Origin of the sequence: Ectopseudomonas alcaliphila, from assembly GCF_900101755.1 — a bacterium.
GTDB classification, from domain to species: Bacteria; Pseudomonadota; Gammaproteobacteria; order Pseudomonadales; family Pseudomonadaceae; genus Aquipseudomonas; species Aquipseudomonas alcaliphila.
On the sequence record NZ_FNAE01000002.1, the window covers coordinates 214,164 to 237,822 of the forward strand.

Below are 23,659 nucleotides of genomic sequence, written 5' to 3' on the forward strand. Positions count from 1 at the left end.
TCCTTGCTGGGCAAGATTTGGCCGCGGCCAGACAGCCGCGCGAAGAAAACGCTAGTTTGCCAGAAACGCAAAGGGGCGACCTAAGTCGCCCCTTTGCGTGATACCGCGATACGCAATCAGCGGCTGCGGCCGCCGAACTTCTTGCGCATCTCTTCGATGGTGCGCAGCTGGGCAGCAGCCTCGGCCAGGCGTGCCGAAGCACTGCCGTAGTCGAACTCGGTGCCCTTCTCGCTCAGCGCCTTCTCGGCAGCCTTGCGCGCCTCGATGGCAGCGGCTTCATCCAGGTCGCCGGCACGAACGGCGGTGTCGGCAAGAACCTTCACCATGCTCGGCTGAACTTCCAGGAAGCCACCGGAGATGTAGAACACCTCCTCGGTGCCACCCTGCTTGATCACTCGCACCGGACCCGGCTTGAGATCGGTCAGCAGCGGGGTGTGGCCCGGCAGGATACCCAGATCACCCAGGTGACCGTGGGCGATGACCATTTCCACCAGCCCCGAGAACAGCTCTTCTTCCGCACTGACGATATCGCAGTGGACTGACATAGCCATAACAATGCCTCGGTTGAGAGGCCGGATTGGGCTACTGCCCGCTCCGGCCCGGACGCCCTCTGGAGGGCGCACCCGTTACTTACAGTTTCTTGGCTTTCTCGATGGCTTCGTCGATGCCGCCTACCATGTAGAACGCTTGTTCCGGCAGGTGGTCGTAGTCGCCTTTGAGAATGCCGCTGAAGCCGGCAATGGTGTCCTTCAGGGAAACGTACTTGCCCGGGGCACCGGTGAAGACTTCAGCCACGAAGAACGGCTGGGACAGGAAGCGCTGGATCTTACGAGCGCGCGCTACCAGCAGCTTGTCGTCTTCGGACAGTTCGTCCATACCCAGGATCGCGATGATGTCCTTCAGCTCCTTGTAGCGCTGCAGAACATACTGAACGCCACGAGCGGTCTCGTAGTGCTCCTGGCCGATCACGTTCGGGTCCAGCTGACGGCTAGTGGAGTCCAGCGGGTCAACGGCCGGGTAGATACCCAGGGAAGCGATGTCACGGGACAGTACGACGGTGGCGTCCAAGTGGGCGAAGGTGGTCGCCGGGCTCGGGTCGGTCAGGTCGTCCGCAGGTACGTATACCGCCTGGATCGAGGTGATCGAGCCTTTCTTGGTGGAGGTAATACGCTCCTGCAGAACGCCCATCTCCTCGGCCAGAGTCGGCTGGTAACCTACTGCCGACGGCATACGGCCGAGCAGTGCGGATACTTCGGTACCGGCGAGGGTGTAACGGTAGATGTTGTCGACGAACAGCAGAACGTCACGACCTTCGTCACGGAACTTCTCGGCCATGGTCAGGCCGGTCAGCGCGACGCGCAGACGGTTGCCTGGTGGCTCGTTCATCTGACCGTAGACCAGGGCTACCTTGTCGAGAACGTTGGAGTCCTTCATCTCGTGGTAGAAGTCGTTACCCTCACGAGTACGCTCACCCACACCGGCGAACACGGAATAACCGCTGTGCTCGATGGCGATGTTACGGATCAGTTCCATCATGTTCACGGTCTTGCCGACACCGGCACCACCGAACAGACCGACCTTACCACCCTTGGCGAACGGGCAGACCAGGTCGATAACCTTGATGCCGGTTTCCAGCAGCTCGTTGGAGCCAGCCTGCTCAGCATAGCTCGGCGCAGGGCGGTGGATTTCCCACTGCTCTTCTTCACCGATCGGGCCGGCTTCGTCGATAGGGTTGCCCAGCACGTCCATGATCCGGCCCAGGGTCGCTTTACCGACCGGTACGGAGATGGCCTTGCCAGTGCTGTTGACGTCCAGGCCACGCTTGAGGCCTTCGGTCGAACCCATCGCAATGGTACGTACCACACCGTCGCCCAGCTGCTGCTGAACTTCCAGGGTGGTTTCGGCGCCAACTACTTTCAGCGCTTCATAAACACTCGGCACCTTGTCACGCGGGAATTCCACGTCGATGACGGCGCCGATGATTTGAACGATACGTCCGCTACTCATCTTTGGTTCCTCTGAATATTTGAACCGTTCTTAAACCGCGGCAGCGCCGCCGACGATTTCCGAAATTTCCTGGGTGATCGCTGCCTGACGAGCCTTGTTGTAAACCAGCTGCAGGTCCTTGATGAGATCACCGGCGTTGTCGGTTGCGTTCTTCATCGCGATCATCCGCGCAGCCTGTTCGCACGCGCTGTTCTCGACCACGGACTGATAGACCTGCGACTCGATGTAGCGTACCAACAGCGCGTCCAGCAGTTGCTGGGCGTCCGGCTCGTACACGTAGTCCCACAGACCTTTCTGTACACCTTGCGCATCGCTTGCGGCCAGCGGCAGCAACTGCTGCACTTCCGGCTTCTGCGTCATGGTGTTGACGAACTTGTTCGACACCAGATACAGGCGGTCGATACGGCCTTCAGCGTAGGCATCCAGCACGACCTTGACGCTACCGATCAGGTCGTTGATGGACGGCTCTTCACCCAGCTTGCTGATGGCGGCAACCACGTTGCCCCCGTTGCTGCGGAAGAAGCTCGCGCCCTTGCTGCCCACCACGCAGAAATCGGCCTCGACCTTCTGGTCGCGCCATTCCTTGAGGCTTTTGAGCAGCGCCTTGAACAGGTTGATGTTCAAGCCACCACACAGACCACGATCCGAGGTCACCACGATATAACCGACGCGCTTTACATCACGCTCCACCATGAACGAGTGGCGGTATTCCGGGTTCGCCTTGGCCAGGTGACCAATCACCTGACGAATACGCTCAGCGTAGGGGCGACCGGCAGCCATGCGCTGTTGAGCCTTGCGCATTTTGCTGACCGCCACTTTTTCCATGGCGCTGGTGATCTTTTGCGTGCTTTTGATGCTCGCAATCTTGCTGCGAATCTCTTTTGCGCCTGCCATTTCACACCTTTTGGTTCAAGCAGGCGGGGGCCGAAACCCCCGCTGCGGTTACCAGGTTTGGGTGGCCTTGAACTTCTCGATACCGGCTTTCAGGCCAGCGTCGATTTCGTCGTTGAAGTCACCCTTCTCGTTGATCTTCGCCATCAGGTCGGCGTGATCACGCTTGAAGAAGGCGATCAGGGCCTGCTCGAAGCTGATGATCTTGGCGACTTCGACGTCCTGCAGGAAGCCACGCTCGGCTGCGTACAGGGACACCGACATTTCGGCAATGGACATCGGCGCATACTGCTTCTGCTTCATCAGCTCGGTTACGCGCTGACCATGCTCGAGCTGCTTGCGGGTGGCTTCGTCCAGGTCAGAAGCGAACTGGGCGAATGCTGCCAGTTCACGGTACTGAGCCAGAGCGGTACGGATACCACCGGAGAGCTTCTTGATGATCTTGGTCTGAGCCGCGCCACCTACACGGGATACCGAGATACCGGCGTTGACGGCCGGACGGATACCCGAGTTGAACATGGCCGATTCCAGGAAGATCTGACCGTCGGTGATCGAGATCACGTTGGTCGGAACGAACGCGGAAACGTCACCGGCCTGGGTTTCGATGATCGGCAGAGCGGTCAGGGAACCGGTCTTGCCCTTCACGGCGCCATTGGTGAACTTCTCGACATACTCTTCGGAAACGCGGGAAGCGCGCTCCAGCAGACGGCTGTGGAGATAGAACACGTCGCCCGGGTAGGCTTCACGGCCTGGCGGACGGCGCAGCAGCAGGGAGATCTGACGGTAGGCAACGGCCTGCTTGGACAGGTCGTCGTACACGATCAGGGCATCTTCGCCGCGGTCACGGAAGTATTCACCCATGGTGCAGCCGGCGTAAGGAGCCAGGAACTGCAGCGCAGCGGATTCGGAAGCCGAAGCTGCAACCACGATGGTGTTGGCCAGGGCGCCAGCTTCTTCCAGCTTGCGTACCACGTTGGCGATGGTCGATTGCTTCTGACCAATGGCGACGTAGACGCAACGGATGCCGCTGTCTTTCTGGTTGATGATGGCGTCGACGGCCAGAGCAGTCTTACCGATCTGACGGTCACCGATGATCAGCTCACGCTGGCCACGGCCTACCGGGATCATGGCATCGACCGACTTGTAACCGGTCTGCACCGGCTGGTCGACCGACTTACGCCAGATCACGCCCGGCGCAACCTTTTCAACGGCGTCAGTAGCGGCGGCGTTGATCGGGCCTTTGCCATCGATCGGGTTGCCCAGTGCGTCGACCACACGACCCAGCAGTTCCGGACCAACCGGAACTTCCAGGATGCGACCGGTGCACTTGGCGCTCATGCCTTCGGCGAGGGTCAGGTAACCACCCAGTACTACGGCACCTACGGAGTCTTGCTCCAGGTTCAGGGCCATGCCGTACACGCCACCAGGGAATTCGATCATCTCACCGTACATGACGTCGGCGAGGCCGTAGATGCGCACGATACCGTCGGAAACGCTGACGATGGTGCCTTCATTACGGGCTTGAGCGGATACATCAAGCGACTCAATGCGCTGCTTGATGATTTCGCTAATTTCGGAAGGATTCAATTGCTGCATGCCAGTTCCCTCAAATCAGGATTTCAACGCTTCGGCCAGCTTGTTCAGCTTGCCGCGGACCGAACCGTCGATGACCAGGTCACCTGCACGAATGACAACGCCGCCGATCAGGGCGGGATTGACCACGGGCGTGGGCTGGACGGTGCGATCGAGCCGCTTGGAAAGGGCGGCAGCCAGAGTTTGCAATTGCTCAGCACTGAGCTCGAAAGCCGACTCGACCTCGACATCGAGGGCGCGTTCGGCTTCAGCCTTCAGCACTGCGAATTGTTCGCGTACTACCGGCAACAGCGACAGTCGGTCGTTGCTGCCCAGCGAGCGCAGGAAGTTGCTGAACGAAGCGTCGATGTGACCGGCACAGAGCTGCGCCAGCACATTGACTTTCTGCTCATCGGTCAACGCCGGGTTGACCAACTGCTGAGCCATGGCCGGCGCTTGAACCGCAGCCGCGGACAGCGACAGCATGTTCAGCCAGGCATCGGCCTGCTGTGCAGCACTGGCAAACTCAAACGCAGCTTTCGCGTAGGGCCGAGCGAGCGTGTTGGTATTGATCATCGCGAGCCTCGCTTAGAGTTGAGAGGCCAGTTTTGCGACCAGATCGTTGTGCGCAGCGCCGTCCACGGAGGACTGCAGGATCTGCTCGGCGCCGGTGACAGCCAGAGCTGCTACCTGCGAACGCAGTTGATCCTTGGCACGGTTCACTTCCAGATCGATTTCGGCTTTGGCGCCAGCGATCAGCTTTTCACCTTCAGAGCGGGCCTGGGCCTTGGCTTCTTCGACGATTGCGTTGGCGGTCTTGTTCGCCCGATCGAGAATCTCGGCAGCTTGCTCTTTGGTTTCACGAAGCATCTGGGCAGCGCGTTCCTGGGCCAACTGCAGATCGCGCTCAGCGCGCCCGGCAGCATCCAGACCTTCTGCGATTTTCTTCTGGCGTTCCTGCATGGCCAGCGTCAGCGGCGGCCATACGAACTTCATGCAGAACCAGACGAAAATAGCGAAGGCAATCGTTTGACCGAACAGGGTCAGGTTAATGTTCACAGCGATTTACCTCGTGCTATCTCGTGTTCAGGGAAGAAAAGCCTGAAGAGGCAGCACTCATCATGCTGCCTCGAACTCAGGAACTCTTAACCCGCGACAACGAAGATCAGGTACATCGCGATACCAACACCGATCATCGGAACGGCGTCGAGCAGACCGGCCATCAGGAAGGTCTTGGTTTGCAGCTGCGGGCCCAGCTCAGGCTGGCGAGCGGTGGATTCCAGCAGCTTGCCGCCCAGCAGGGCGAAGCCGATACCGGTACCCAGGGCACCCAGACCGATCATGATGGCAGCGGCGATGTAGACGAGTTCCATAGTTAGCTCCAGAGTTTTTAGAGGTTAAGGTTACGAGTTAGGGGTTTTCGGGTTTTTCGATGTCGATCAGTGGTGATCTTCGTGCGCAGCACTCAGATAAACCACGGTCAACACCATGAAAATGAACGCCTGCAGCGGAATGACCAGGATGTGGAAGATAGCCCATGGCACGTTGAGACCCCACTGAACGTAGAAAGGCAGCAGCGCGATCAGGATAAACACCACTTCACCGGCATACATGTTGCCGAACAGACGCAGGGCCAGGCTCAGCGGCTTGGTCAGCAGGCCGATGATTTCCAGGAACAGGTTGAAAGGAATCAGCGCCCAGTGATTGAACGGGGTGAACGACAGTTCCTTGGTAAAGCCACCGATGCCCTTGACCTTGATGCTGTAGAAGATGATCAGCAGGAACACGCCCAGAGAGATACCGAAGGTACCGTTAGGGTCGGCGGTGGGGACGATCTTGAAGTACGGCAGGCCCATGGCATGCGCCAGGCCAGGAATGTAGTCGACCGGGATCCACTTCAGGCTGTTCATCAAGAACACCCAGACGAAGATGGTCAGGGCCAGCGGCGCAACCAGTGGGTTCTTGCCGTGGAAGGTGTCCTTGACGATGCCCTGGACGAACTCGATGCACATCTCGGCCATGTTCTGCAGGCCGGTCGGCACGCCGGTAACAGCGCGCTTGGCGGCGATGCGGAACAGGGTGATGAAGATCAGGCCCATGAACAGGGACCAGCCCAGAGTGTCCACATGGACAGCCCAGAAGCCCATCGCTTTCACCTCTTCCGGTGTCTGGGCAATGATCCAGCCCTTATCCGGATGAGAGCCGTAGACCAGGTTCTGCAGGTGATGCTGGATATATTCTGCTGGGGTATCAGCCATAAACGCCTCAAACGGTCCAATGCTTCAGAAAACTTTCATGAGTAGGGGAGCACAGGCTGCGGCCAGAAGGCCAAGCAGATAACCGATGAACAGCTGCATCGGTGCAAGTGGTTCAACCCCTACGAACGCCAGTGCAAACAGCACTGCCGTGATAATCCATTTACCCATTGCCCCGGCCCAGATCGACTGGACGATGGCTCGGGCCGAACGCGCGCCAAAGTAACGAAAGGCCTTGAATGCGAAATACGCGTTGGCCAGCAGGGCGATCAGCCCTCCCAGCAATGCCGAATAGGCCGCGACCCATCCGCCACTGAAGGCAAAAATCACTGCAATCACAGCCGTCACGATGGCCTGAAGAATCAGGATCGGAAAACCTGGCTGACGATGAAACGGGACCTTACTGGGGATGCCCATCGACCTCTCCCTGCAAGGCGCCGAAACTCGGCTCATAGCCGACAAAATTGCGCGGGGAGTATATGGTTCAGCCTGCGCCCGATCAACCGTGCTGTAGTAGGAGAGAAGTAGGACTACAGACTGAATTGTTTCAACGAATGTGCGCCAGTACACCCTGCAATTCGTCGAGGGAGTTGTAGCGAATCACCAACTGCCCTTTGCCCTTGCTTCCGTGCTTGATCTGTACGGGCGAGCCCAGACGCTCTGCGAGCTTCTGCTCCAGGCGACTGATGTCCGGGTCGGCCTTGGCTTTGGCCGGGGCTGGTTTGGCACTCAGCCATTGGCGCACCAGTGCCTCGGTCTGACGAACGGTCAGACCCCGTGCGACAACATGTCGCGCGGCTTCGACCTGCTGCTCGAGGGGCAAACCGAGCAGCGCACGGGCATGCCCCATCTCCAGATCGCCGTGGGAAAGCAGGGTCTTGATCTCGTCCGGCAGGGCGATCAGGCGCAGCAGGTTGGTGATGGTGACGCGGGATTTGCCCACGGCATCGGCGACCTGTTGCTGGGTCAGCTCGAATTCCTGCTGCAGACGCTGCAGGGCCACGGCTTCCTCGATGGGGTTGAGGTCTTCGCGCTGGATGTTCTCGATCAGCGCCATGGCGATGGCGGCTTCATCCGGCAGGTCGCGGACCATGGCCGGGATCTTGTCCTGACCGGCCAGCTGGCTGGCACGCCAGCGCCGCTCACCGGCGACGATCTCGAAGCGGCCACCACCGATGGGGCGCAGGACGATGGGCTGCATCACGCCCTGGGCACGAATGGAGGCGGCGAGCTCTTCCAGAGCGGTCTGGTCCATGTCACGACGCGGCTGGTACTTGCCACGCTGGATCAGCTCCAGGGGCACGTATTGCAGTTCACGGGTGTCGACCTGGGCGGCCTCTTCCTGCAGTGCATTGACGGTGGTGCCGCCGAGCAGTGCATCCAGACCTCGACCCAGACCTCGTTTCTTCGCAGCCATGCGGATGTTCCTTAAGCGGTAGCGGTTTTCGCGGCGGCGCGCTGACGGCGCACCAGCTCGCCGGCCAAGGCCAGATAGGCGATGGCACCACGGGATTGTTTGTCGTAGACCAGCGCCGGCATGCCGAAGCTCGGTGCTTCGGCCAGGCGTACGTTGCGCGGGATCACGACGTCATACAGCTTGTCACCGAAGTGCTGCTTGAGCTGAGCGGTGACGTCGTTGGTCAGGCTGATGCGCGGGTCGTACATGGTGCGCAGCAGACCTTCGATCTGCAGCTTGGGATTGAGCAGCTGGGCGATGCGCTGAATGCTGTTGACCAGATCGGACAGGCCCTCGAGCGCGTAGTACTCGCACTGCATGGGGATGATCACACCATCGGCAGCGACCAGGGCGTTGATGGTCAGCATGCTCAGCGACGGCGGGCAGTCGATGAGGATGTAGTCGTAGTTCTCGCGGATCGGCGCCAGGGCATAACGCAGGCGGCTCTCCTTCATCTTCATTTCCAGCAGGGCGACTTCGGCAGCGGTCAGATCGCGGTTGGCCGGCAGCAGCTGGTAGCCGCCGTGCTCGGAGAACTGCATGGCCTGGCTCAGGTCGCATTCGCCGATCAGCACGTCGTAGATCGAGTGCTCGAGGCCGTGCTTGTCGACACCGCTGCCCATGGTCGCGTTGCCCTGTGGGTCGAGGTCGATGAGCAGCACGCGGCGCTTGGTCGCCACCAGAGAAGCAGCCAGGTTGATGCACGTCGTGGTTTTGCCCACGCCGCCTTTCTGATTGGCGATCGCGAATACCTTGGCCATCTTCTTTCCCCTTAGACCGAGCGACGCAGTATCAACAGATGGCGTTGGCCTTGGCAACCGGGAACCCGCAACACGTGAGTGGCGCTGAGACGGAAGTCCGTCGGCAGGGCTTGCAATTCGTCATCCGGGTGCACGCCTTTCATCGCCAGCCACTGGGTGTCGACGCTACCGAGGTGGCGCGTCCAGTTGCTGAAGTCTTCCAAGCTGCTGAAAGCCCGCGAGCTGATGCCGTCGAAAGGCTGCTCGGGGCGATACGCTTCGACCCGGTTGTGGACAACCTCGAGGTTGGCGAGTTTCAGCTCCAGCTTCACCTGCACCAGAAACCGGGTCTTCTTGCCATTGGAATCGAGCAGGGTAAAACGCCGTTCGGGGAACATGATCGCCAGCGGAATGCCGGGCATGCCGCCACCGCTGCCGACGTCCAGCCAGTTATCGCCACGCTCGGCCACGAACGGCACCACCGACAGGCTGTCGAGCAGGTGGCGCGACACCATCTCGTCGGGATCGCGCACCGCGGTGAGGTTGTAAGCCTTGTTCCACTTGATCAGCAGGCCCAGGTAGGCGAGCAGTTGCTCCTGCTGCAGGGCGCTGAGCTCGATGCCCAGCTCGCGGGCACCCTGCAGCAGTTCTTCGGCGTGACGCTGAGTGACCGACATCAGGCGCTCTGCTCCAGCTTCTGCCCGGCGCTGCGTTTCTTCAGGTGAATCAGCAGCAGGGAAATCGCCGCCGGGGTGACCCCAGGGATACGTGAAGCCTGACCAAGCGTGGCCGGGCGGGTGCTGCCGAGCTTGAACTGGATTTCCTTGGACAGCCCGGAGATCGAGGCATAGTCCAGGTCATCCGGCAGCTTGGTGTCCTCGCTGGCCCGCAGCTTGGCGATCTCGTCCTGCTGGCGATCGATGTAGCCGGCGTACTTGGTCTTGATCTCGACCTGCTCGGCCACCTGGTTATCCACAACCGGCGCCCCGGTCAGCTCGACCAGGGTGGCGTAGTCGATCTCCGGGCGAGCCAGCAGGTTGAGCAGGTTGTACTCGTGGGTCAGCGGCGTGCCGAAACGCGCGGCGATGGCATCGCCCTGCGGCGTGCCCGGGCGCACCCAGGTGCTCTTCAGGCGCTGCTCTTCCTGCACGATGCCTTCACGCTTGGCCTCGAAGGCCGCCCAGCGCTCATCGTCGATCAGGCCCAGCTCGCGGCCTTTCTCGGTCAGGCGCAGGTCGGCGTTGTCCTCACGCAGGATCAGCCGGTACTCGGCACGCGAGGTGAACATGCGGTACGGCTCCTGGGTGCCCAGGGTGATCAGGTCGTCGACCAGCACGCCGATGTAGGCTTCGTCACGACGCGGGCACCAGGCCTCCTTGCCCTGCGCGCGCAGGGCAGCGTTGCAGCCCGCCAGCAGGCCCTGGGCGCCGGCTTCTTCATAGCCAGTGGTGCCGTTGATCTGGCCGGCGAAGAACAGGCCGGCGATGACCTTGGTTTCCAGGCTGTACTTCAGATCGCGCGGATCGAAGTAGTCGTACTCGATGGCGTAGCCCGGCCGCACGATATGCGCGTTCTCCATGCCACGGATGCTGCGCACGATCTCCAGCTGCACGTCGAACGGCAGCGAGGTGGAGATGCCATTGGGATACAGCTCATGGGTGGTCAGGCCTTCCGGCTCGATGAACACCTGGTGGCTGTCCTTGTCGGCGAAACGATGGATCTTGTCCTCGATCGACGGGCAGTAGCGCGGGCCAACGCCTTCGATCACCCCGGAGTACATCGGCGAGCGGTCGAGGTTGGCGGCGATGATCTCGTGAGTACGCGCGTTGGTATGGGTGATCCAGCAACTGATCTGCTTGGGCTGATGCTCACGCTTGCCGAGGAAGGACATCAGCGGCGTGGGTGTATCACCCGGCTGCTCGGTCATCACCGAGAAATCCACGGAACGACCGTCGATGCGTGGCGGCGTGCCGGTCTTCAGGCGACCGACGCGCAGTGGCAACTCACGCAGGCGATGCGCCAGAGCGATGGAGGGCGGATCACCAGCACGGCCACCGGAGTAGTTCTGCAGACCAATGTGGATAAGTCCGCCGAGGAAAGTGCCTGTGGTCAAAACCACGGAATCCGCGTGGAACCTGAGGCCCATCTGGGTGACCACACCCTTGACCTGAGCGTTTTCCACAATCAGGTCATCAGCAGCCTGTTGAAAAATCCACAGGTTGGCCTGGTTTTCCAGAATTTCGCGCACCGCGGCCTTGTACAGCACGCGGTCGGCCTGCGCGCGGGTCGCACGTACGGCTGGGCCTTTGCGGCTGTTGAGGATACGGAACTGGATACCGCCCTTGTCGGTAGCAATGGCCATGGCGCCGCCGAGGGCATCGATTTCCTTGACCAGGTGACTCTTGCCGATACCGCCAATGGCCGGGTTGCAGCTCATCTGGCCAAGGGTCTCGACATTGTGGGTGAGCAGCAGGGTCTTCACGCCCATGCGTGCTGCAGCCAGGGCTGCTTCGGTACCGGCATGACCGCCGCCGATCACGATCACGTCAAAACGGGAAGGGAAATCCACCACGCACCTCGTGCCTGTTGAGAAGGGGTCTGAAAGAAAGGCGGCAAGTATAGGGACTTCAGCCTGCTGAATGAAGCCTTCTGCACAAAAAATAGCCAGCTGGTTGGCTGCGTTGCTCTCTCCTTGAGCCTCTACCTCATGAAGCCCTCCTGGCGAAAAGTACGCTCAGGCTTATAAAGAATAGAAAAGAGAGAATTTTTATAAAGCTTGTTCTTTATGTTTATGTATAGAGCGATGCTTTTCTGTGGATAAAGCTCTACAAGCCTCGCTGCTAGTGGTGTACAGAGAATGATAAGCCTGTGTCATTCCTGCTCGGTTCCACTGAGGAAGCTGCTGAACCACTGTGGATGGAAGTGCAAGTTACCCACAGGGGTAGTTACGCCCAGCTTTGTCATAGGGTTATGGGCAGGGCTCAGGGGCTGTTTTCCACAGGGTTTATCTGGCTCTGAATAACTCAGTCAACGTGCGGCTGCAGCCTATTGATTGGTGATCCAACATGCTCATTTGGTGGCTAAATATGCCCGCCGCGAATCAAGACGACGCGCACCAGCTCGTAGCCCGGATGAAATCCGGGGAATGACAAGGAGGTGGAAGATTGGCGACGCGGCCGCCAGTGCTGTTTCGCGGATGAATCCGCTCCTACAGACGAGCTGTGGATAAAAGAGCGGTGCAGAGCGGCAGAGTGTGTGTTTTTACTTGCCGATACAGAAGCTGGAGAAGATGCGCCCCAGCAGATCGTCGCTGCTGAAGGCGCCAGTGATCTCACCCAGCGCTTGCTGGGCCATGCGTAGATCCTCGGCCAGCAGTTCACCCGCGCCCATCAGGGTAAGCTGGTTGCGGCCGTGCTCGAGGTGCTGCTGCGCCTGCAACAGCGCTTCGAGGTGGCGACGCCGCGCGCTGAAACCGCTTTCGGCGGTCTGTTGATAACCCATGCAGGCCTTCAGATGCTCGCGCAATAGATCGAGGCCGTCTGCTGATTTGGCCGACAGGCTCAGCGTGACATGGCCATCGGCACTGGTTTGCAGCGCGACCGCTTCGCCGGATAGATCGGCCTTGTTGCGGATCAGGGTGACCCGCGCCGGATCCGGGCGCTGCTCGAGAAACTCCGGCCACAGGGCGAAGGGGTCGGCTGCTTCGGGTGCAGTGGAGTCCACCATCAGTAGCACGCGATCAGCCTCGCCGATGGCTTTGAGCGCACGCTCCACGCCGATGCGCTCGACCTGGTCGTCTGTGTCGCGCAGGCCGGCGGTGTCGACCACGTGCAGGGGCATGCCGTCGATGTGGATATGTTCGCGCAGCACATCGCGGGTGGTGCCGGCGATATCGGTGACAATCGCTGCCTCTCGCCCGGCCAGTGCGTTGAGCAGGCTGGATTTGCCGGCATTGGGCCGGCCGGCGATGACCACGGTCATGCCGTCGCGCAGCAGAGCGCCCTGACCCGCTTCGCGCAGCACTGTGGATAAGCCTGTACGCACGCTGTCGAGCTGGTTCAACACATGGCCATCGGCGAGAAAGTCGATTTCTTCCTCGGGGAAGTCGATGGCGGCTTCGACGTAGATACGCAGCTGGATCAAAGACTCGGTCAGCGCATGCACACGCTTGGAGAACTCGCCCTGCAGCGAACGCAGGGCATTGCGCGCGGCCTGCTCGGAGCTGGCTTCGATCAGATCGGCGATGGCCTCGGCCTGAGCCAGGTCGAGTTTGTCATTGAGGAAGGCGCGCTCGCTGAACTCACCTGGGCGCGCCAGGCGTGCTCCCAACGCCATGCAGCGGCGCAGCAGCAGATCGAGCACTACCGGGCCACCATGGCCCTGCAGCTCCAGCACGTCTTCGCCGGTGAAGGAGTTGGGGCCGGGAAAGTAGATGGCCAGCCCTTCGTCCAGGGTCAGATCGCTATCGCCATAGAACGGCCCGTGATGAGCGAAGCGTGGTTTCAACTCGCGTCTGCAGATGGCCTGAGCCAACTGACCCGCAAGAGGACCGGATACCCGCACGATGCCCACCCCACCCCGACCCTGGGCGGTGGCGACGGCGGCGATGGTGTCTCGGGCGTGGTTCATGGCGGTTTACTCGATGCGTACGGCTGACTGTAGGAGCGAGGGGGGACGCCTGATTCTCTGCTCGCGAAACGCGCGATACAGAGATTCGCGAGCAGAGCCCGCTCCTACGACAAATGGTCGGATAGCAAAACGCCCCAATCATGGGGCGTTTGCTTGATGCTTGGAAGCCTTGGCGAATCAGGCGTTGGCCGGTTTCGCTGCCGCTTCGATCTTGCGCGTAATGTACCACTGCTGGGCGATGGACAGGCAGTTGTTGACCACCCAGTACAGCACCAGACCAGCCGGGAACCACAGGAAGAAGAAGGTGAAGATGATCGGCATCAGCTTCAGCACGCGGGCCTGCATGGGGTCCGGCGGCGTCGGGTTGAGCTGCTGCTGGATGAACATGGTCGCGCCCATGATGATCGGCAGGATGAAGAACGGATCCTTGATCGACAGGTCGGTGATCCAGAACATCCACGGGGCCTGACGCATTTCGACCGACTCCAGCAGCACCCAGTACAGGGCGAGGAATACCGGCATCTGCACCAGGATCGGCAGGCAGCCGCCCAGCGGGTTGATCTTCTCTTTCTTGTACAGCTCCATCATCGCCTGGGACATCTTCTGGCGATCGTCACCGTGCTGTTCTTTCAGCGCCTGCAGTTTCGGCGATACGGCACGCATGCGCGCCATCGAACGGTAGCTGGCAGCCGACAGCGGGAAGAAGATCAGCTTGATGATGATGGTCAGGACGATGATCGACCAACCCCAGTTGCCAAGCACACCGTGGATCACTTCCAGCAGCCAGAAGATCGGCTGTGCCAGGAACCACAGGAAGCCGTAGTCGACGGTCAGCTCGAGGCCCGGGGACAGGGTACCCAGGTGTTCCTGCAGCTTGGGACCGGCGTAGAGGATCGCGCCCGTCTCACCCTGCGCGCCGGCAGCGACCTGCACGGACGGGCCGGTGAAGCCGACGATGTAGTTGCCCTGGCTGTCCTTGCGGGTCTGTACCAGGTTGGTGCTGTCCTTGCTCGGCACCCAGGCGGTGACGAAGTAATGCTGCAGCCAGGCGACCCAGCCGCCCTGCACGGTTTCCTTGAAGGACTGCTTGTCGATGTCCTTCATCGACACCTTCTTGTACGGCTCGTCGGTAGTCCACAGCGCGGCGCCAAGGTAGGTGGCGGTGCCGGTAGCGGTGGTCGAGGACGGGTCGCCGCTGTTGTCGCGCTTGAGCTGGGCGAACAGGTTGCCGCTCCAGGCTTGCTCGCTCTGGTTGTCGATCAGGTAACGCACGTCGACCTGATAGGCGGACGGATCGATGCAGCCCGGCTTCTTCAGTTGCTGTTCACGCGCCGAGCATTGCGGATTGAGGCCGCGCTTGAAGCTGTAGCGCTTGGTGTAGTTGATGCCGTTCTCGCTGAACGTGAGGTCGACCACCAGGCTGTCCTGGCCTTCGGCCAGTTCGTAGCTCTGCTTCTCGCTGCTCCACAGAGAGCGACCGCTGGATTTGTCCGGAGCGTTCTGGCCGATCAGGCCGCTCTGCGCCAGGTAGGTGCGCTCGTTGCCGTTGTCGAACAACTGGAACGGAACGTCCGGGCGGTCCTGACGACGCGGGTACTGCGGCAGGCGCAGTTGCACGATATCGCCACCACGCGGGTCGATGGCCAGGTCCAGCACATCGGTCTTGACGCGAATCAGCTCGTCGCTGACAGCGGCGGTAGGCGCAACGGCAGCTGCAGTCGGCTCGGCCACGGCAGTGGGGATGTCGTCGCCGCCGGTGTTGGCGGTTGCAGCAGGGGTGTCGGGCAGGGCAGGCGTCGCAGCGGTCGAGGTACTAACCTCGGCTGGCAGGGCAGCCTGGCCATAGTCCTCGTTCCATTGCAGGACCATGAGGTAGGACACGACTGCCAGGGCGACGATCAGGATCGAACGTTGGATATCCATGATTATTCGGCCATCGAAGGGGAACGGGATGTTTTAACGGGTGGAACCGGATCGAAACCGCCGGCATTCCAGGGGTGGCAGCGACCGAGACGGCGTGCTGCCAGCCAGCCACCACGCAGGAAGCCATGTTGATCGATGGCTTCGTAGGCATAGCAGGAGCAGCTGGGATAGAAGCGACAATGACTGGCCATCAGCGGACTGATGGCGTAGCGATAAACCTGGATACAGGCTAGAGCCGCTTTACGCATGGGGATTGTCGCTTGTCCCGGGGGATAAGTCTGCGTCGCGACTGGGCCGGCTTCGGGCCAAGCGTTTCCAGAGTTTGCCGAACTGCTGAGCAAGTTCGCCATTCTCCAGATCACCTAGCCCTTTGCGGGCGACCACCACGATGTCCCAGCCTGTCAGGTTGTCCTGATTGAGGCGAAAGGACTCGCGGATTTGACGCTTGATGCGGTTGCGCTCGACGGCGAGCTTGACGCTCTTTTTGCCGATCACCAAACCTAGGCGGGGATGATCAAGCTGGTTATCGCGCGCTAGCAGCAGGACACTTTTGCCCGGAGCTTTACCGCTTGGGGAGTCGAAGACTGCCTTGAATTGCCGGGGAGTCAGCAGTCGCTTTTCCCGGCCGTAGCCTCGACTCACCACCTGTCTGGATCAATTAGACAGCAAGACGCTTGCGGCCCTTGGCGCGACGACGCGACAGGACGGCACGGCCGTTCTTGGTGGCCATACGGGCACGGAAACCGTGGGTGCGAGCGCGCTTGATGGTGCTGGGTTGGAAAGTGCGTTTCATGGTGCATTACCTGGGTGATCGACTAGGGTCGGTATGACCCCGGTTTTAAGAGACCGGCAATTCTAGAGAAAGCCGCGCGGTAGGTCAATTTCCAACCAACCTTATTCGCCAGATAGAAATAGAAAGAAGGAAAAGGGTTTAAAGCTCTTTTTCTATGTTTATGTTGATTGGTACCGCCAGCGTCTGTGGACAACCCTCTGATGGCAGCGCTCTGGTTGCTCATGTGGCGATGATAAGTCTGTCCAAAAGGCGTGGTTCCTCTGTGCGTGTCCTGCCTATAGCCTGAGGACAGAATGCCGTGTTACCCACAGCAGGGTTATCCGCCCGTTCATCCCCAGGCTTTTGCAGTAGATTATCGGGTGCTTATCCACAAGGCTCATGGTGCTGCTGATAAGTCTGATGAATGGAACTAAGGCTTTGATTTTACTTGGCCATCTAGCCTCTGCTGTGTGGATAACTCGGTCGTTGGCCGTTACAATGGCGGCTGTTTTTGCATCGCCGCCTGGATAGGGGATAGTCAGTGTCAGTGGAACTATGGCAGCAATGCGTCGAGCTTTTGCGCGACGAGTTGCCGGCCCAGCAATTCAACACCTGGATCCGTCCTCTGCAGGTCGAAGCCGAAGGCGACGAGCTGCGCGTGTATGCGCCGAATCGTTTCGTACTCGATTGGGTCAACGAGAAGTACCTGAGCCGTTTGCTCGAGTTGCTCGGTGAGCGCGCCGGCGGTCTGGTTCCTGCGCTTTCCTTATTAATAGGCAGCAAACGTGCAGCCACTGCCCGTGTCGCGCCAACGGCTCCTCTGCCTGCCGCTGCACGCGCCGCTCAGGTTCAGGTCGCTGCGGCAGTCAGCAAGCCGGTGCCGCCGCCTGCGCAGCAAGAGCCGTCGCGTGCCAGCTTCGACTCCATGGCCGGTTCCGCACCACAACCGCCAACCCCTGCCGTGGCGCCACGCACCGAACGTACCGTACAGGTCGAAGGCGGTCTCAAGCACACCAGCTACCTCAATCGCACGTTCACCTTCGATAACTTTGTCGAGGGTAAGTCGAACCAGTTGGCGCGCGCTGCCGCCTGGCAGGTGGCGGACAACCCCAAGCACGGTTACAACCCGCTGTTCCTTTATGGCGGCGTCGGCTTGGGCAAGACGCACCTGATGCATGCTGTGGGTAACCACCTGCTGGCGAAGAACCCCAACGCCAAGGTGGTCTACCTGCACTCCGAGCGCTTCGTCGCCGATATGGTCAAGGCGTTGCAGCTCAATGCGATCAACGAATTCAAACGCTTCTACCGTTCGGTCGATGCGCTGCTGATCGACGACATCCAGTTTTTCGCCAAGAAGGAGCGCTCCCAGGAGGAGTTCTTCCACACCTTCAACGCGCTGCTCGAAGGTGGTCAGCAGGTGATTCTCACCAGCGACCGCTACCCGAAAGAGATCGAAGGCCTGGAAGAGCGCCTGAAGTCGCGCTTCGGCTGGGGCCTGACCGTGGCGGTCGAGCCGCCCGAGCTGGAAACCCGCGTGGCGATCTTGATGAAGAAGGCTGACCAGGCCAAGGTCGATCTGCCGCACGATGCCGCGTTCTTCATCGCCCAGCGCATTCGCTCCAACGTACGGGAGCTGGAAGGCGCGCTGAAACGTGTGATCGCCCATTCGCACTTCATGGGGCGCGACATCACCATCGAGCTGATCCGCGAGTCGCTCAAGGATCTACTGGCCCTGCAGGACAAGCTGGTCAGCATCGATAATATTCAGCGCACCACCGCTGAGTACTACAAGATCAAGATCACCGATCTGCTTTCCAAGCGCCGTTCGCGCTCGATCGCCCGGCCACGTCAGGTGGCCATGGCATTGTCGAAGGAACTGACCAATCACAGCCTGCCGGAAATCGGTGTGGCCTTCGGCGGCCGCGATCACACCACGGTGTTGCACGCATGCCGTAAGATTGCTGAACTTAGGGGATCCGACGCGGACATCCGCGAGGACTACAAGAACCTGCTGCGCACCCTGACAACCTGATCAAATCAATGCAGCTCCACGAGGCAAGGGACTAGACCATGCATTTCACTATTCAACGCGAAGCCCTGTTGAAACCCCTGCAACTGGTCGCCGGTGTCGTGGAACGACGCCAGACGCTGCCGGTATTGTCCAACGTGCTGCTGGTGGTCGAAGGCCAGCAGCTGTCGCTTACCGGTACCGACCTGGAGGTCGAACTGGTTGGCCGCGTCACACTCGAAGATGCCGCCGAACCCGGTGAGATCACCGTGCCGGCGCGCAAGCTGATGGACATCTGCAAAAGCCTGCCCAGCGACGCGCTGATCGACATTCGCGTCGATGACCAGAAGTTGCTGGTCAAGGCCGGACGCAGCCGTTTCAGCCTGTCGACTCTGCCGGCCAACGACTTCCCCACCGTCGAGGAAGGTCCGGGTTCGCTGACCTTCAACCTGCCGCAAGCCAAGCTGCGCCGTCTGATCGAACGCACCAGCTTCGCCATGGCCCAGCAGGATGTTCGCTACTACCTCAACGGCATGCTTCTGGAAGTACAGAGTGGCCTGCTGCGCGCCGTCGCCACCGACGGTCACCGTCTGGCGATGTGCTCGATGGAAGCGATCATCCAGCAGGAAGGCAAGCATCAGGTCATCGTGCCGCGCAAAGGTATTCTCGAACTGGCTCGTCTGCTCACCGAGCAGGACGCTGAAGTCGCCATTGTTCTCGGTCAGCACCACATCCGCGCCAATACCGGCGAGTTTACCTTCACCTCGAAACTGGTGGACGGCAAGTTCCCGGATTACGAGCGCGTGCTGCCGCGTGGTGGCGACAAGCTGGTGCTGGCGGATCGTCAGGGCCTGCGCGAAGCCTTCAGCCGCACCGCGATTCTGTCCAACGAGAAATACCGTGGTATTCGCCTGACCCTGGCTGCCGGTCTGCTGAAGATTCAAGCCAACAACCCGGAGCAGGAAGAGGCCGAGGAAGAGATCGTGGTCGACTACAATGGCAGCGGCCTGGAGATCGGTTTCAACGTCAGCTATCTGCTGGATGTGTTGGGCGTGATGGGTACCGAGCAGGTGCGCCTGATCCTTTCTGACTCCAACAGCAGTGCCCTGCTGCAGGAAGCCGATAACGACGATTCTGCCTACGTTGTCATGCCGATGCGTCTTTAATGTCCCTAAGCCGTATCACGGTCACCGCGGTGCGTAACCTGCACCCGGTGACCCTCTCCCCCTCCTCCCGCATCAACATCCTTCACGGCGCCAACGGCAGCGGCAAGACCAGCGTGCTCGAGGCGATCCATCTGCTCGGCCTCGCCCGCTCCTTCCGCAGCACACGTCTACAGCCTGTCATCCATTACGAACAACCCGCCTGCACTATTTTCGGTCAGGTGCAGTTGGCCGAAGGCGGCTCCAGCAATCTGGGCATTTCTCGTGATCGACAGGGCGAGCTGCAGATTCGTATCGATGGGCAGAACGCGCGTAGCGCTGCGCAGCTTGCCGATCTGTTGCCGTTGCAGCTGATCAACCCGGACAGCTTTCGCTTGCTGGAGGGTGCTCCGAAGATTCGCCGACAGTTCCTGGACTGGGGTGTGTTCCACGTGGAACATCGCTTTCTGGGCGCCTGGCAGCGTCTGCAGAAAGCCCTGCGGCAGCGGAACTCATGGCTGCGCCATGGTACACTTGACGGTGCTTCGCAGGCCGCATGGGACCGCGAATTGTGCAGTGCGAGCGAGGAAATCGATACCTACCGACGTGCCTACATTCAGGCGCTGAAACCGGTGTTCGAACGGACCCTCGCCGAGCTGCTGGAGTTGCAAGGGCTGACCCTGAGTTACTACCGCGGTTGGGACAAGGATCGAGAGCTGAGCGAAGTGCTCGCCACATCCCTCCTCCGTGACCAGCAACTCGGGCATACCCAGGCCGGACCGCAGCGCGCTGATTTGCGTTTGCGACTGGCGGGGCACAACGCGGCAGAGATTCTGTCGCGAGGACAACAGAAACTGGTGGTGTGCGCTTTGCGCATCGCCCAGGGCCACTTGGTCAACGAAGCCAAGCGTGGCCAGTGTATCTATCTGGTGGACGACCTACCGTCGGAGCTGGATGAACAGCATCGTCAGGCATTGTGCCGGTTGCTGGAAGATTTGCGCTGCCAGGTGTTCATCACCTGTGTAGATCATGAATTGTTGAGGGAAGGCTGGCAGACGGATACGCCGGTTGCCATGTTCCACGTGGAACATGGCCGTATCACCCAGACCCAAGACCATCGGGAGTGAAGGCATGAGCGAGAACCAAACGTACGACTCCTCCAGCATTAAGGTGCTGAAAGGACTGGACGCCGTACGCAAACGTCCCGGGATGTACATCGGTGACACTGACGATGGTAGTGGTCTGCACCACATGGTGTTCGAGGTGGTCGACAACTCGATCGACGAAGCGCTGGCTGGTTACTGCAGTGAAATTACCATCACCATCCACCCGGACGAGTCGATCAGCGTACGTGACAACGGCCGTGGTATTCCGGTCGATATGCACAAGGAAGAAGGCGTTTCGGCGGCCGAGGTCATCATGACCGTGCTGCACGCCGGCGGTAAGTTCGACGACAACAGCTACAAGGTATCCGGCGGCCTGCACGGCGTGGGTGTCTCGGTAGTGAACGCCCTCTCCAAGGAGCTGGTGCTGACCATTCGCCGTAGCGGCAAGATCTGGGAACAGACCTACGTGCATGGCGTACCACAAGCGCCTCTGGCCGCTGTCGGCGATACCGACGGTACCGGCACGCAGATCCACTTCAAACCGTCCGAAGAGACCTTCGCCAACATCCACTTCAGCTGGGATATCCTGGCCAAGCGTCTGCGCGAACTGTCCTTCCTCAACTCCGGCGTGGGCATCCTGCTGCGCGACGAGCGCACCGGCAAGGAAGAGTTGTTCAAGTACGAGGGTGGCCTGAAAGCCTTCGTTGAGTACCTGAACACCAACAAGACCGTGGTCAACCAGGTGTTCCACTTCAATATCCAGCGCGAAGAAGACGGCGTTGGTGTCGAAGTCGCCCTGCAGTGGAACGACAGCTTCAACGAGAACCTGCTCTGCTTCACTAACAACATTCCGCAGCGCGACGGTGGTACTCACCTGGCGGGCTTCCGCTCTGCCCTCACCCGCCACCTGAACAACTACATCGAGTCCGAAGGGCTGGCGAAGAAGTTCAAGGTATCCACCACCGGTGACGATGCCCGCGAAGGCCTGACTGCGATCATCTCGGTCAAGGTGCCGGATCCTAAGTTCAGCTCGCAGACCAAGGACAAGCTGGTATCGAGCGAGGTGAAAACCGCGGTCGAACAGGAAATGGGCAAGTACTTCTCCGACTTCCTGTTGGAGAACCCCAACGAAGCCAAGGCCGTGGTCGGCAAGATGATCGATGCCGCTCGTGCCCGTGAGGCGGCTCGTAAAGCGCGTGAAATGACCCGCCGTAAAGGTGCGCTGGACATCGCCGGCCTGCCCGGCAAGCTGGCCGACTGTCAGGAAAAAGACCCGGCGCTGTCCGAACTCTACATCGTGGAGGGTGACTCCGCGGGCGGTTCTGCCAAGCAGGGCCGTAACCGCAAGACCCAGGCGATCCTGCCGCTCAAGGGCAAGATCCTCAACGTCGAACGCGCGCGTTTCGATCGCATGATTTCCTCGCAGGAAGTCGGCACGCTGATCACTGCACTCGGCTGCGGCATTGGCCGTGATGAGTACAACATCGACAAGCTGCGCTACCACAACATCATCATCATGACCGATGCTGACGTCGACGGTTCGCACATCCGTACCCTGCTGCTGACCTTCTTCTTCCGCCAGCTGCCGGAGCTGGTCGAGCGTGGCTACATCTATATCGCTCAGCCGCCGCTGTACAAGGTGAAGAAAGGCAAGCAGGAGCAGTACATCAAGGACGACGAGGCCATGGATGAATACATGACCCAGTCGGCCCTGGAAGACGCCAGCCTGCACGTCAACGAGAACGCCCCAGGTCTTTCTGGCAGCGCGTTGGAGAAGCTGGTAGGCGATTACCGTGGCGTGATGAAGACCCTGGATCGCCTGTCGCGTGTCTATTCCAAGGACATCACCGAGCACTTCGTCTATCTGCCGCGTATTTCGGTAGAGCAGCTCGCAGACCAGGCCTTCATGCAGAACTGGCTGGAAGGCTTTGCCGCACGTCTGAAGACGACCGAGAAGTCTGGTCAGACCTATAGCGCCAGCCTGCGCGAAGACCACGAGCGCCACCTGTGGCTGCCGGAAGTTGAAGTCAGATCCCACGGTCTGTCCAGCTACACCACCTTCAACCGCGACTTCTTCGCCAGCAACGATTACAAGACTGTCACCACCCTGGGTGATCAGTTGAACAACCTGCTGGAAGAAGGCGCCTACGTGCAGCGTGGCGAGCGCAAGAAGCCGGTCAGCACCTTCAAGGAAGCGCTGGACTGGCTGATGCACGAAAGCACCAAGCGCCACAGCGTGCAGCGATACAAAGGTCTCGGTGAGATGAACCCGGATCAGCTGTGGGAAACCACCATGGACCCGGAAGTGCGCCGCATGCTCAAGGTGACGATCGAAGACGCCATCGCGGCCGACCAGATCTTCAACACCCTGATGGGCGACGCCGTGGAGCCGCGCCGCGACTTCATCGAGTCCAACGCCCTGGCGGTGTCGAACCTGGACTTCTGATGCCCGCTTTGTTCATCTGCCAACTGAACCACCGTTGGTAGTCATGAATTAAAAAGCCCCTGCCGATTCGCATCGGCAGGGGCTTTTTATTTGAACGGATGACCGTGCCTTACGCTTGTACAGGTCACGAAACTACTTGGCTGACCACCCGCTTTGCCGAGCCCTGATGAGGCTAGCGCTGGCGTTCTTTCTTGTAGCGCTTGCGCCACGCCGCGTGCTGACCGCGTACTTCCACCATGGCTGTCAGCATGGCGCGGTAGCGCTTGCTGTTGAGCGTCAGCAAGGTAGCCAATGACAGCAGCAGACCGATGGAATACAGCAGATCAGGTGCGCGTCTGCCCCAGTGGCCGATGACCACCAGTACGCAGGCCACCATGGCTGCCACGATCAGCCATACCGCCCAGGGACGGCCGCGAATGACCAGAAGGTTGGCGCCGCACAGGTAGAGCGATATTCCCATGCTACCCAGCATCATGTAGATGCCATAGTCATCCAGGCTGGGCGGATAGACCTCGAGCAGAAGGATCTGGCTGATGGCCAGAGAGAACAGTGCCAGGAAGAAAGCGCAGATGAATATCGGGAAATGTCGACGCAGTATCGTGAGGAAATCGAGTCCCTGGTTCACTCTGCTAGCTCCTTGTTAAGACCGATAAAGGTGATCGACAGCAGAGTGCTTCACCATGAGAAATGGAGCCTTTGCTGATTCGAATGC

Annotated in this window: 23 protein-coding genes; 4 read left to right on the forward strand and 19 right to left on the reverse strand. The window is 60.2% G+C overall.

All coding sequences use genetic code 11. The features are described from left to right. Positions 1–116: 116 nt before the first annotated feature. From BLR77_RS09705 to rpmH, 18 genes are all read right to left on the reverse strand, one after another. Positions 117–551 (reverse strand): F0F1 ATP synthase subunit epsilon, encoded by a 435-nt coding sequence (locus BLR77_RS09705; RefSeq protein WP_017676260.1) that lies wholly within the window; start codon positions 549–551, stop codon positions 117–119. A 79-nt stretch (positions 552–630) separates the two neighbouring features. Further along, positions 631–2,007 (reverse strand): F0F1 ATP synthase subunit beta, encoded by a 1,377-nt coding sequence (gene atpD / locus BLR77_RS09710; protein ID WP_074677166.1) that lies wholly within the window; start codon positions 2,005–2,007, stop codon positions 631–633. A gap of 30 nt (positions 2,008–2,037) precedes the next feature. Continuing rightward, complete coding sequence (gene atpG / locus BLR77_RS09715; RefSeq protein WP_074677168.1) at positions 2,038–2,901, reverse strand: F0F1 ATP synthase subunit gamma; 864 nt, start codon at positions 2,899–2,901, stop codon at positions 2,038–2,040. Between the two features lie 48 nt (positions 2,902–2,949). After that, a complete protein-coding gene (gene atpA, locus BLR77_RS09720) occupies positions 2,950–4,494 on the reverse strand; it encodes a F0F1 ATP synthase subunit alpha (protein WP_074677170.1) in 1,545 nt (514 codons plus the stop codon). Positions 4,495–4,509: 15 nt separating this feature from the next. Next, positions 4,510–5,046: a F0F1 ATP synthase subunit delta gene (locus BLR77_RS09725; RefSeq protein WP_074677173.1), complete on the reverse strand. Its 537-nt coding sequence runs from the start codon at positions 5,044–5,046 to the stop codon at positions 4,510–4,512. Between the two features lie 12 nt (positions 5,047–5,058). After that, a complete protein-coding gene (locus tag BLR77_RS09730; RefSeq protein WP_072425161.1) occupies positions 5,059–5,529 on the reverse strand; it encodes a F0F1 ATP synthase subunit B in 471 nt (156 codons plus the stop codon). A gap of 86 nt (positions 5,530–5,615) precedes the next feature. Continuing rightward, complete coding sequence (atpE, locus tag BLR77_RS09735; protein WP_003241387.1) at positions 5,616–5,843, reverse strand: F0F1 ATP synthase subunit C; 228 nt, start codon at positions 5,841–5,843, stop codon at positions 5,616–5,618. A gap of 66 nt (positions 5,844–5,909) precedes the next feature. Further along, a complete protein-coding gene (gene atpB, locus BLR77_RS09740) occupies positions 5,910–6,728 on the reverse strand; it encodes a F0F1 ATP synthase subunit A (RefSeq protein ID WP_021487440.1) in 819 nt (272 codons plus the stop codon). 24 nt (positions 6,729–6,752) lie between these two features. Beyond that, positions 6,753–7,142, reverse strand: coding sequence for a F0F1 ATP synthase subunit I (locus tag BLR77_RS09745; RefSeq protein WP_074677175.1), 390 nt, complete (start codon positions 7,140–7,142; stop codon positions 6,753–6,755). 130 nt (positions 7,143–7,272) lie between these two features. Beyond that, entirely contained in the window at positions 7,273–8,142 is an 870-nt protein-coding gene (locus BLR77_RS09750) for a ParB/RepB/Spo0J family partition protein (protein ID WP_074677177.1), read from the reverse strand. A gap of 11 nt (positions 8,143–8,153) precedes the next feature. After that, positions 8,154–8,942 carry a ParA family protein gene (locus BLR77_RS09755; RefSeq protein WP_074677179.1) on the reverse strand — a complete coding sequence of 263 codons (789 nt, stop codon included), beginning with the start codon at positions 8,940–8,942 and terminating at the stop codon, positions 8,154–8,156. Positions 8,943–8,953: 11 nt separating this feature from the next. Then, positions 8,954–9,601 (reverse strand): 16S rRNA (guanine(527)-N(7))-methyltransferase RsmG, encoded by a 648-nt coding sequence (gene rsmG / locus BLR77_RS09760; RefSeq protein WP_169716338.1) that lies wholly within the window; start codon positions 9,599–9,601, stop codon positions 8,954–8,956. After that, a complete protein-coding gene (gene mnmG, locus BLR77_RS09765) occupies positions 9,598–11,490 on the reverse strand; it encodes a tRNA uridine-5-carboxymethylaminomethyl(34) synthesis enzyme MnmG (RefSeq protein WP_074677183.1) in 1,893 nt (630 codons plus the stop codon). Before mnmG ends, rsmG begins: the two co-directional genes overlap by 4 nt. 692 nt (positions 11,491–12,182) lie before the next feature. Continuing rightward, positions 12,183–13,550 (reverse strand): tRNA uridine-5-carboxymethylaminomethyl(34) synthesis GTPase MnmE, encoded by a 1,368-nt coding sequence (gene mnmE, locus BLR77_RS09770; protein ID WP_074677185.1) that lies wholly within the window; start codon positions 13,548–13,550, stop codon positions 12,183–12,185. 177 nt (positions 13,551–13,727) lie between these two features. Further along, on the reverse strand, positions 13,728–15,473 hold the full coding sequence (gene yidC, locus BLR77_RS09775; RefSeq protein ID WP_074677187.1) for a membrane protein insertase YidC: 1,746 nt from the start codon (positions 15,471–15,473) through the stop codon (positions 13,728–13,730). 2 nt (positions 15,474–15,475) lie between these two features. Continuing rightward, positions 15,476–15,721 (reverse strand): membrane protein insertion efficiency factor YidD, encoded by a 246-nt coding sequence (gene yidD / locus BLR77_RS09780; RefSeq protein ID WP_074677189.1) that lies wholly within the window; start codon positions 15,719–15,721, stop codon positions 15,476–15,478. Continuing rightward, the gene (gene rnpA / locus BLR77_RS09785) at positions 15,714–16,118 is read right to left on the reverse strand and encodes a ribonuclease P protein component (protein ID WP_074677191.1); all 405 of its coding nucleotides are present in this window, start codon (positions 16,116–16,118) and stop codon (positions 15,714–15,716) included. The genes yidD and rnpA overlap by 8 nt, the downstream gene beginning before the upstream one ends. 13 nt (positions 16,119–16,131) lie before the next feature. Then, positions 16,132–16,266: a 50S ribosomal protein L34 gene (gene rpmH, locus BLR77_RS09790; protein WP_002551315.1), complete on the reverse strand. Its 135-nt coding sequence runs from the start codon at positions 16,264–16,266 to the stop codon at positions 16,132–16,134. Positions 16,267–16,786: 520 nt separating this feature from the next. Between rpmH and dnaA the strand changes: the two genes are divergently transcribed. The 4 genes from dnaA to gyrB are packed head-to-tail and all read left to right on the forward strand — an operon-like array spanning position 16,787 to position 22,947. Continuing rightward, entirely contained in the window at positions 16,787–18,277 is a 1,491-nt protein-coding gene (gene dnaA / locus BLR77_RS09795) for a chromosomal replication initiator protein DnaA (protein ID WP_074677193.1), read from the forward strand. 38 nt (positions 18,278–18,315) lie between these two features. Continuing rightward, entirely contained in the window at positions 18,316–19,419 is a 1,104-nt protein-coding gene (gene dnaN, locus BLR77_RS09800) for a DNA polymerase III subunit beta (protein ID WP_074677195.1), read from the forward strand. After that, positions 19,419–20,522: a DNA replication/repair protein RecF gene (recF, locus tag BLR77_RS09805; protein ID WP_074677197.1), complete on the forward strand. Its 1,104-nt coding sequence runs from the start codon at positions 19,419–19,421 to the stop codon at positions 20,520–20,522. Before dnaN ends, recF begins: the two co-directional genes overlap by 1 nt. Before the next feature lie 4 nt (positions 20,523–20,526). Further along, positions 20,527–22,947 carry a DNA topoisomerase (ATP-hydrolyzing) subunit B gene (gene gyrB, locus BLR77_RS09810; protein ID WP_074677199.1) on the forward strand — a complete coding sequence of 807 codons (2,421 nt, stop codon included), beginning with the start codon at positions 20,527–20,529 and terminating at the stop codon, positions 22,945–22,947. Between the two features lie 172 nt (positions 22,948–23,119). Here the strand turns inward: gyrB and BLR77_RS09815 are convergent, their stop codons facing one another. Further along, positions 23,120–23,572, reverse strand: coding sequence for a hypothetical protein (locus tag BLR77_RS09815; RefSeq protein WP_074677201.1), 453 nt, complete (start codon positions 23,570–23,572; stop codon positions 23,120–23,122). Positions 23,573–23,659 lie beyond the last annotated feature (87 nt).

What these genes read in the sequence shown, in the direction of transcription:
- BLR77_RS09705 (WP_017676260.1), bottom strand. Translation starts at nt 551, where the DNA reads ATGGCTATGTCAGTCCACTGCGATATCGTCAGTGCGGAAGAAGAGCTG.
- atpD (WP_074677166.1), bottom strand. Translation starts at nt 2,007, where the DNA reads ATGAGTAGCGGACGTATCGTTCAAATCATCGGCGCCGTCATCGACGTG.
- atpG (WP_074677168.1), bottom strand. Translation starts at nt 2,901, where the DNA reads ATGGCAGGCGCAAAAGAGATTCGCAGCAAGATTGCGAGCATCAAAAGC.
- atpA (WP_074677170.1), bottom strand. Translation starts at nt 4,494, where the DNA reads ATGCAGCAATTGAATCCTTCCGAAATTAGCGAAATCATCAAGCAGCGC.
- BLR77_RS09725 (WP_074677173.1), bottom strand. Translation starts at nt 5,046, where the DNA reads ATGATCAATACCAACACGCTCGCTCGGCCCTACGCGAAAGCTGCGTTT.
- atpE (WP_003241387.1), bottom strand. Translation starts at nt 5,843, where the DNA reads ATGGAACTCGTCTACATCGCCGCTGCCATCATGATCGGTCTGGGTGCC.
- atpB (WP_021487440.1), bottom strand. Translation starts at nt 6,728, where the DNA reads ATGGCTGATACCCCAGCAGAATATATCCAGCATCACCTGCAGAACCTG.
- BLR77_RS09745 (WP_074677175.1), bottom strand. Translation starts at nt 7,142, where the DNA reads ATGGGCATCCCCAGTAAGGTCCCGTTTCATCGTCAGCCAGGTTTTCCG.
- BLR77_RS09750 (WP_074677177.1), bottom strand. Translation starts at nt 8,142, where the DNA reads ATGGCTGCGAAGAAACGAGGTCTGGGTCGAGGTCTGGATGCACTGCTC.
- BLR77_RS09755 (WP_074677179.1), bottom strand. Translation starts at nt 8,942, where the DNA reads ATGGCCAAGGTATTCGCGATCGCCAATCAGAAAGGCGGCGTGGGCAAA.
- mnmE (WP_074677185.1), bottom strand. Translation starts at nt 13,550, where the DNA reads ATGAACCACGCCCGAGACACCATCGCCGCCGTCGCCACCGCCCAGGGT.
- yidC (WP_074677187.1), bottom strand. Translation starts at nt 15,473, where the DNA reads ATGGATATCCAACGTTCGATCCTGATCGTCGCCCTGGCAGTCGTGTCC.
- yidD (WP_074677189.1), bottom strand. Translation starts at nt 15,721, where the DNA reads ATGCGTAAAGCGGCTCTAGCCTGTATCCAGGTTTATCGCTACGCCATC.
- rpmH (WP_002551315.1), bottom strand. Translation starts at nt 16,266, where the DNA reads ATGAAACGCACTTTCCAACCCAGCACCATCAAGCGCGCTCGCACCCAC.
- dnaN (WP_074677195.1), top strand. Translation starts at nt 18,316, where the DNA reads ATGCATTTCACTATTCAACGCGAAGCCCTGTTGAAACCCCTGCAACTG.
- recF (WP_074677197.1), top strand. Translation starts at nt 19,419, where the DNA reads ATGTCCCTAAGCCGTATCACGGTCACCGCGGTGCGTAACCTGCACCCG.
- gyrB (WP_074677199.1), top strand. Translation starts at nt 20,527, where the DNA reads ATGAGCGAGAACCAAACGTACGACTCCTCCAGCATTAAGGTGCTGAAA.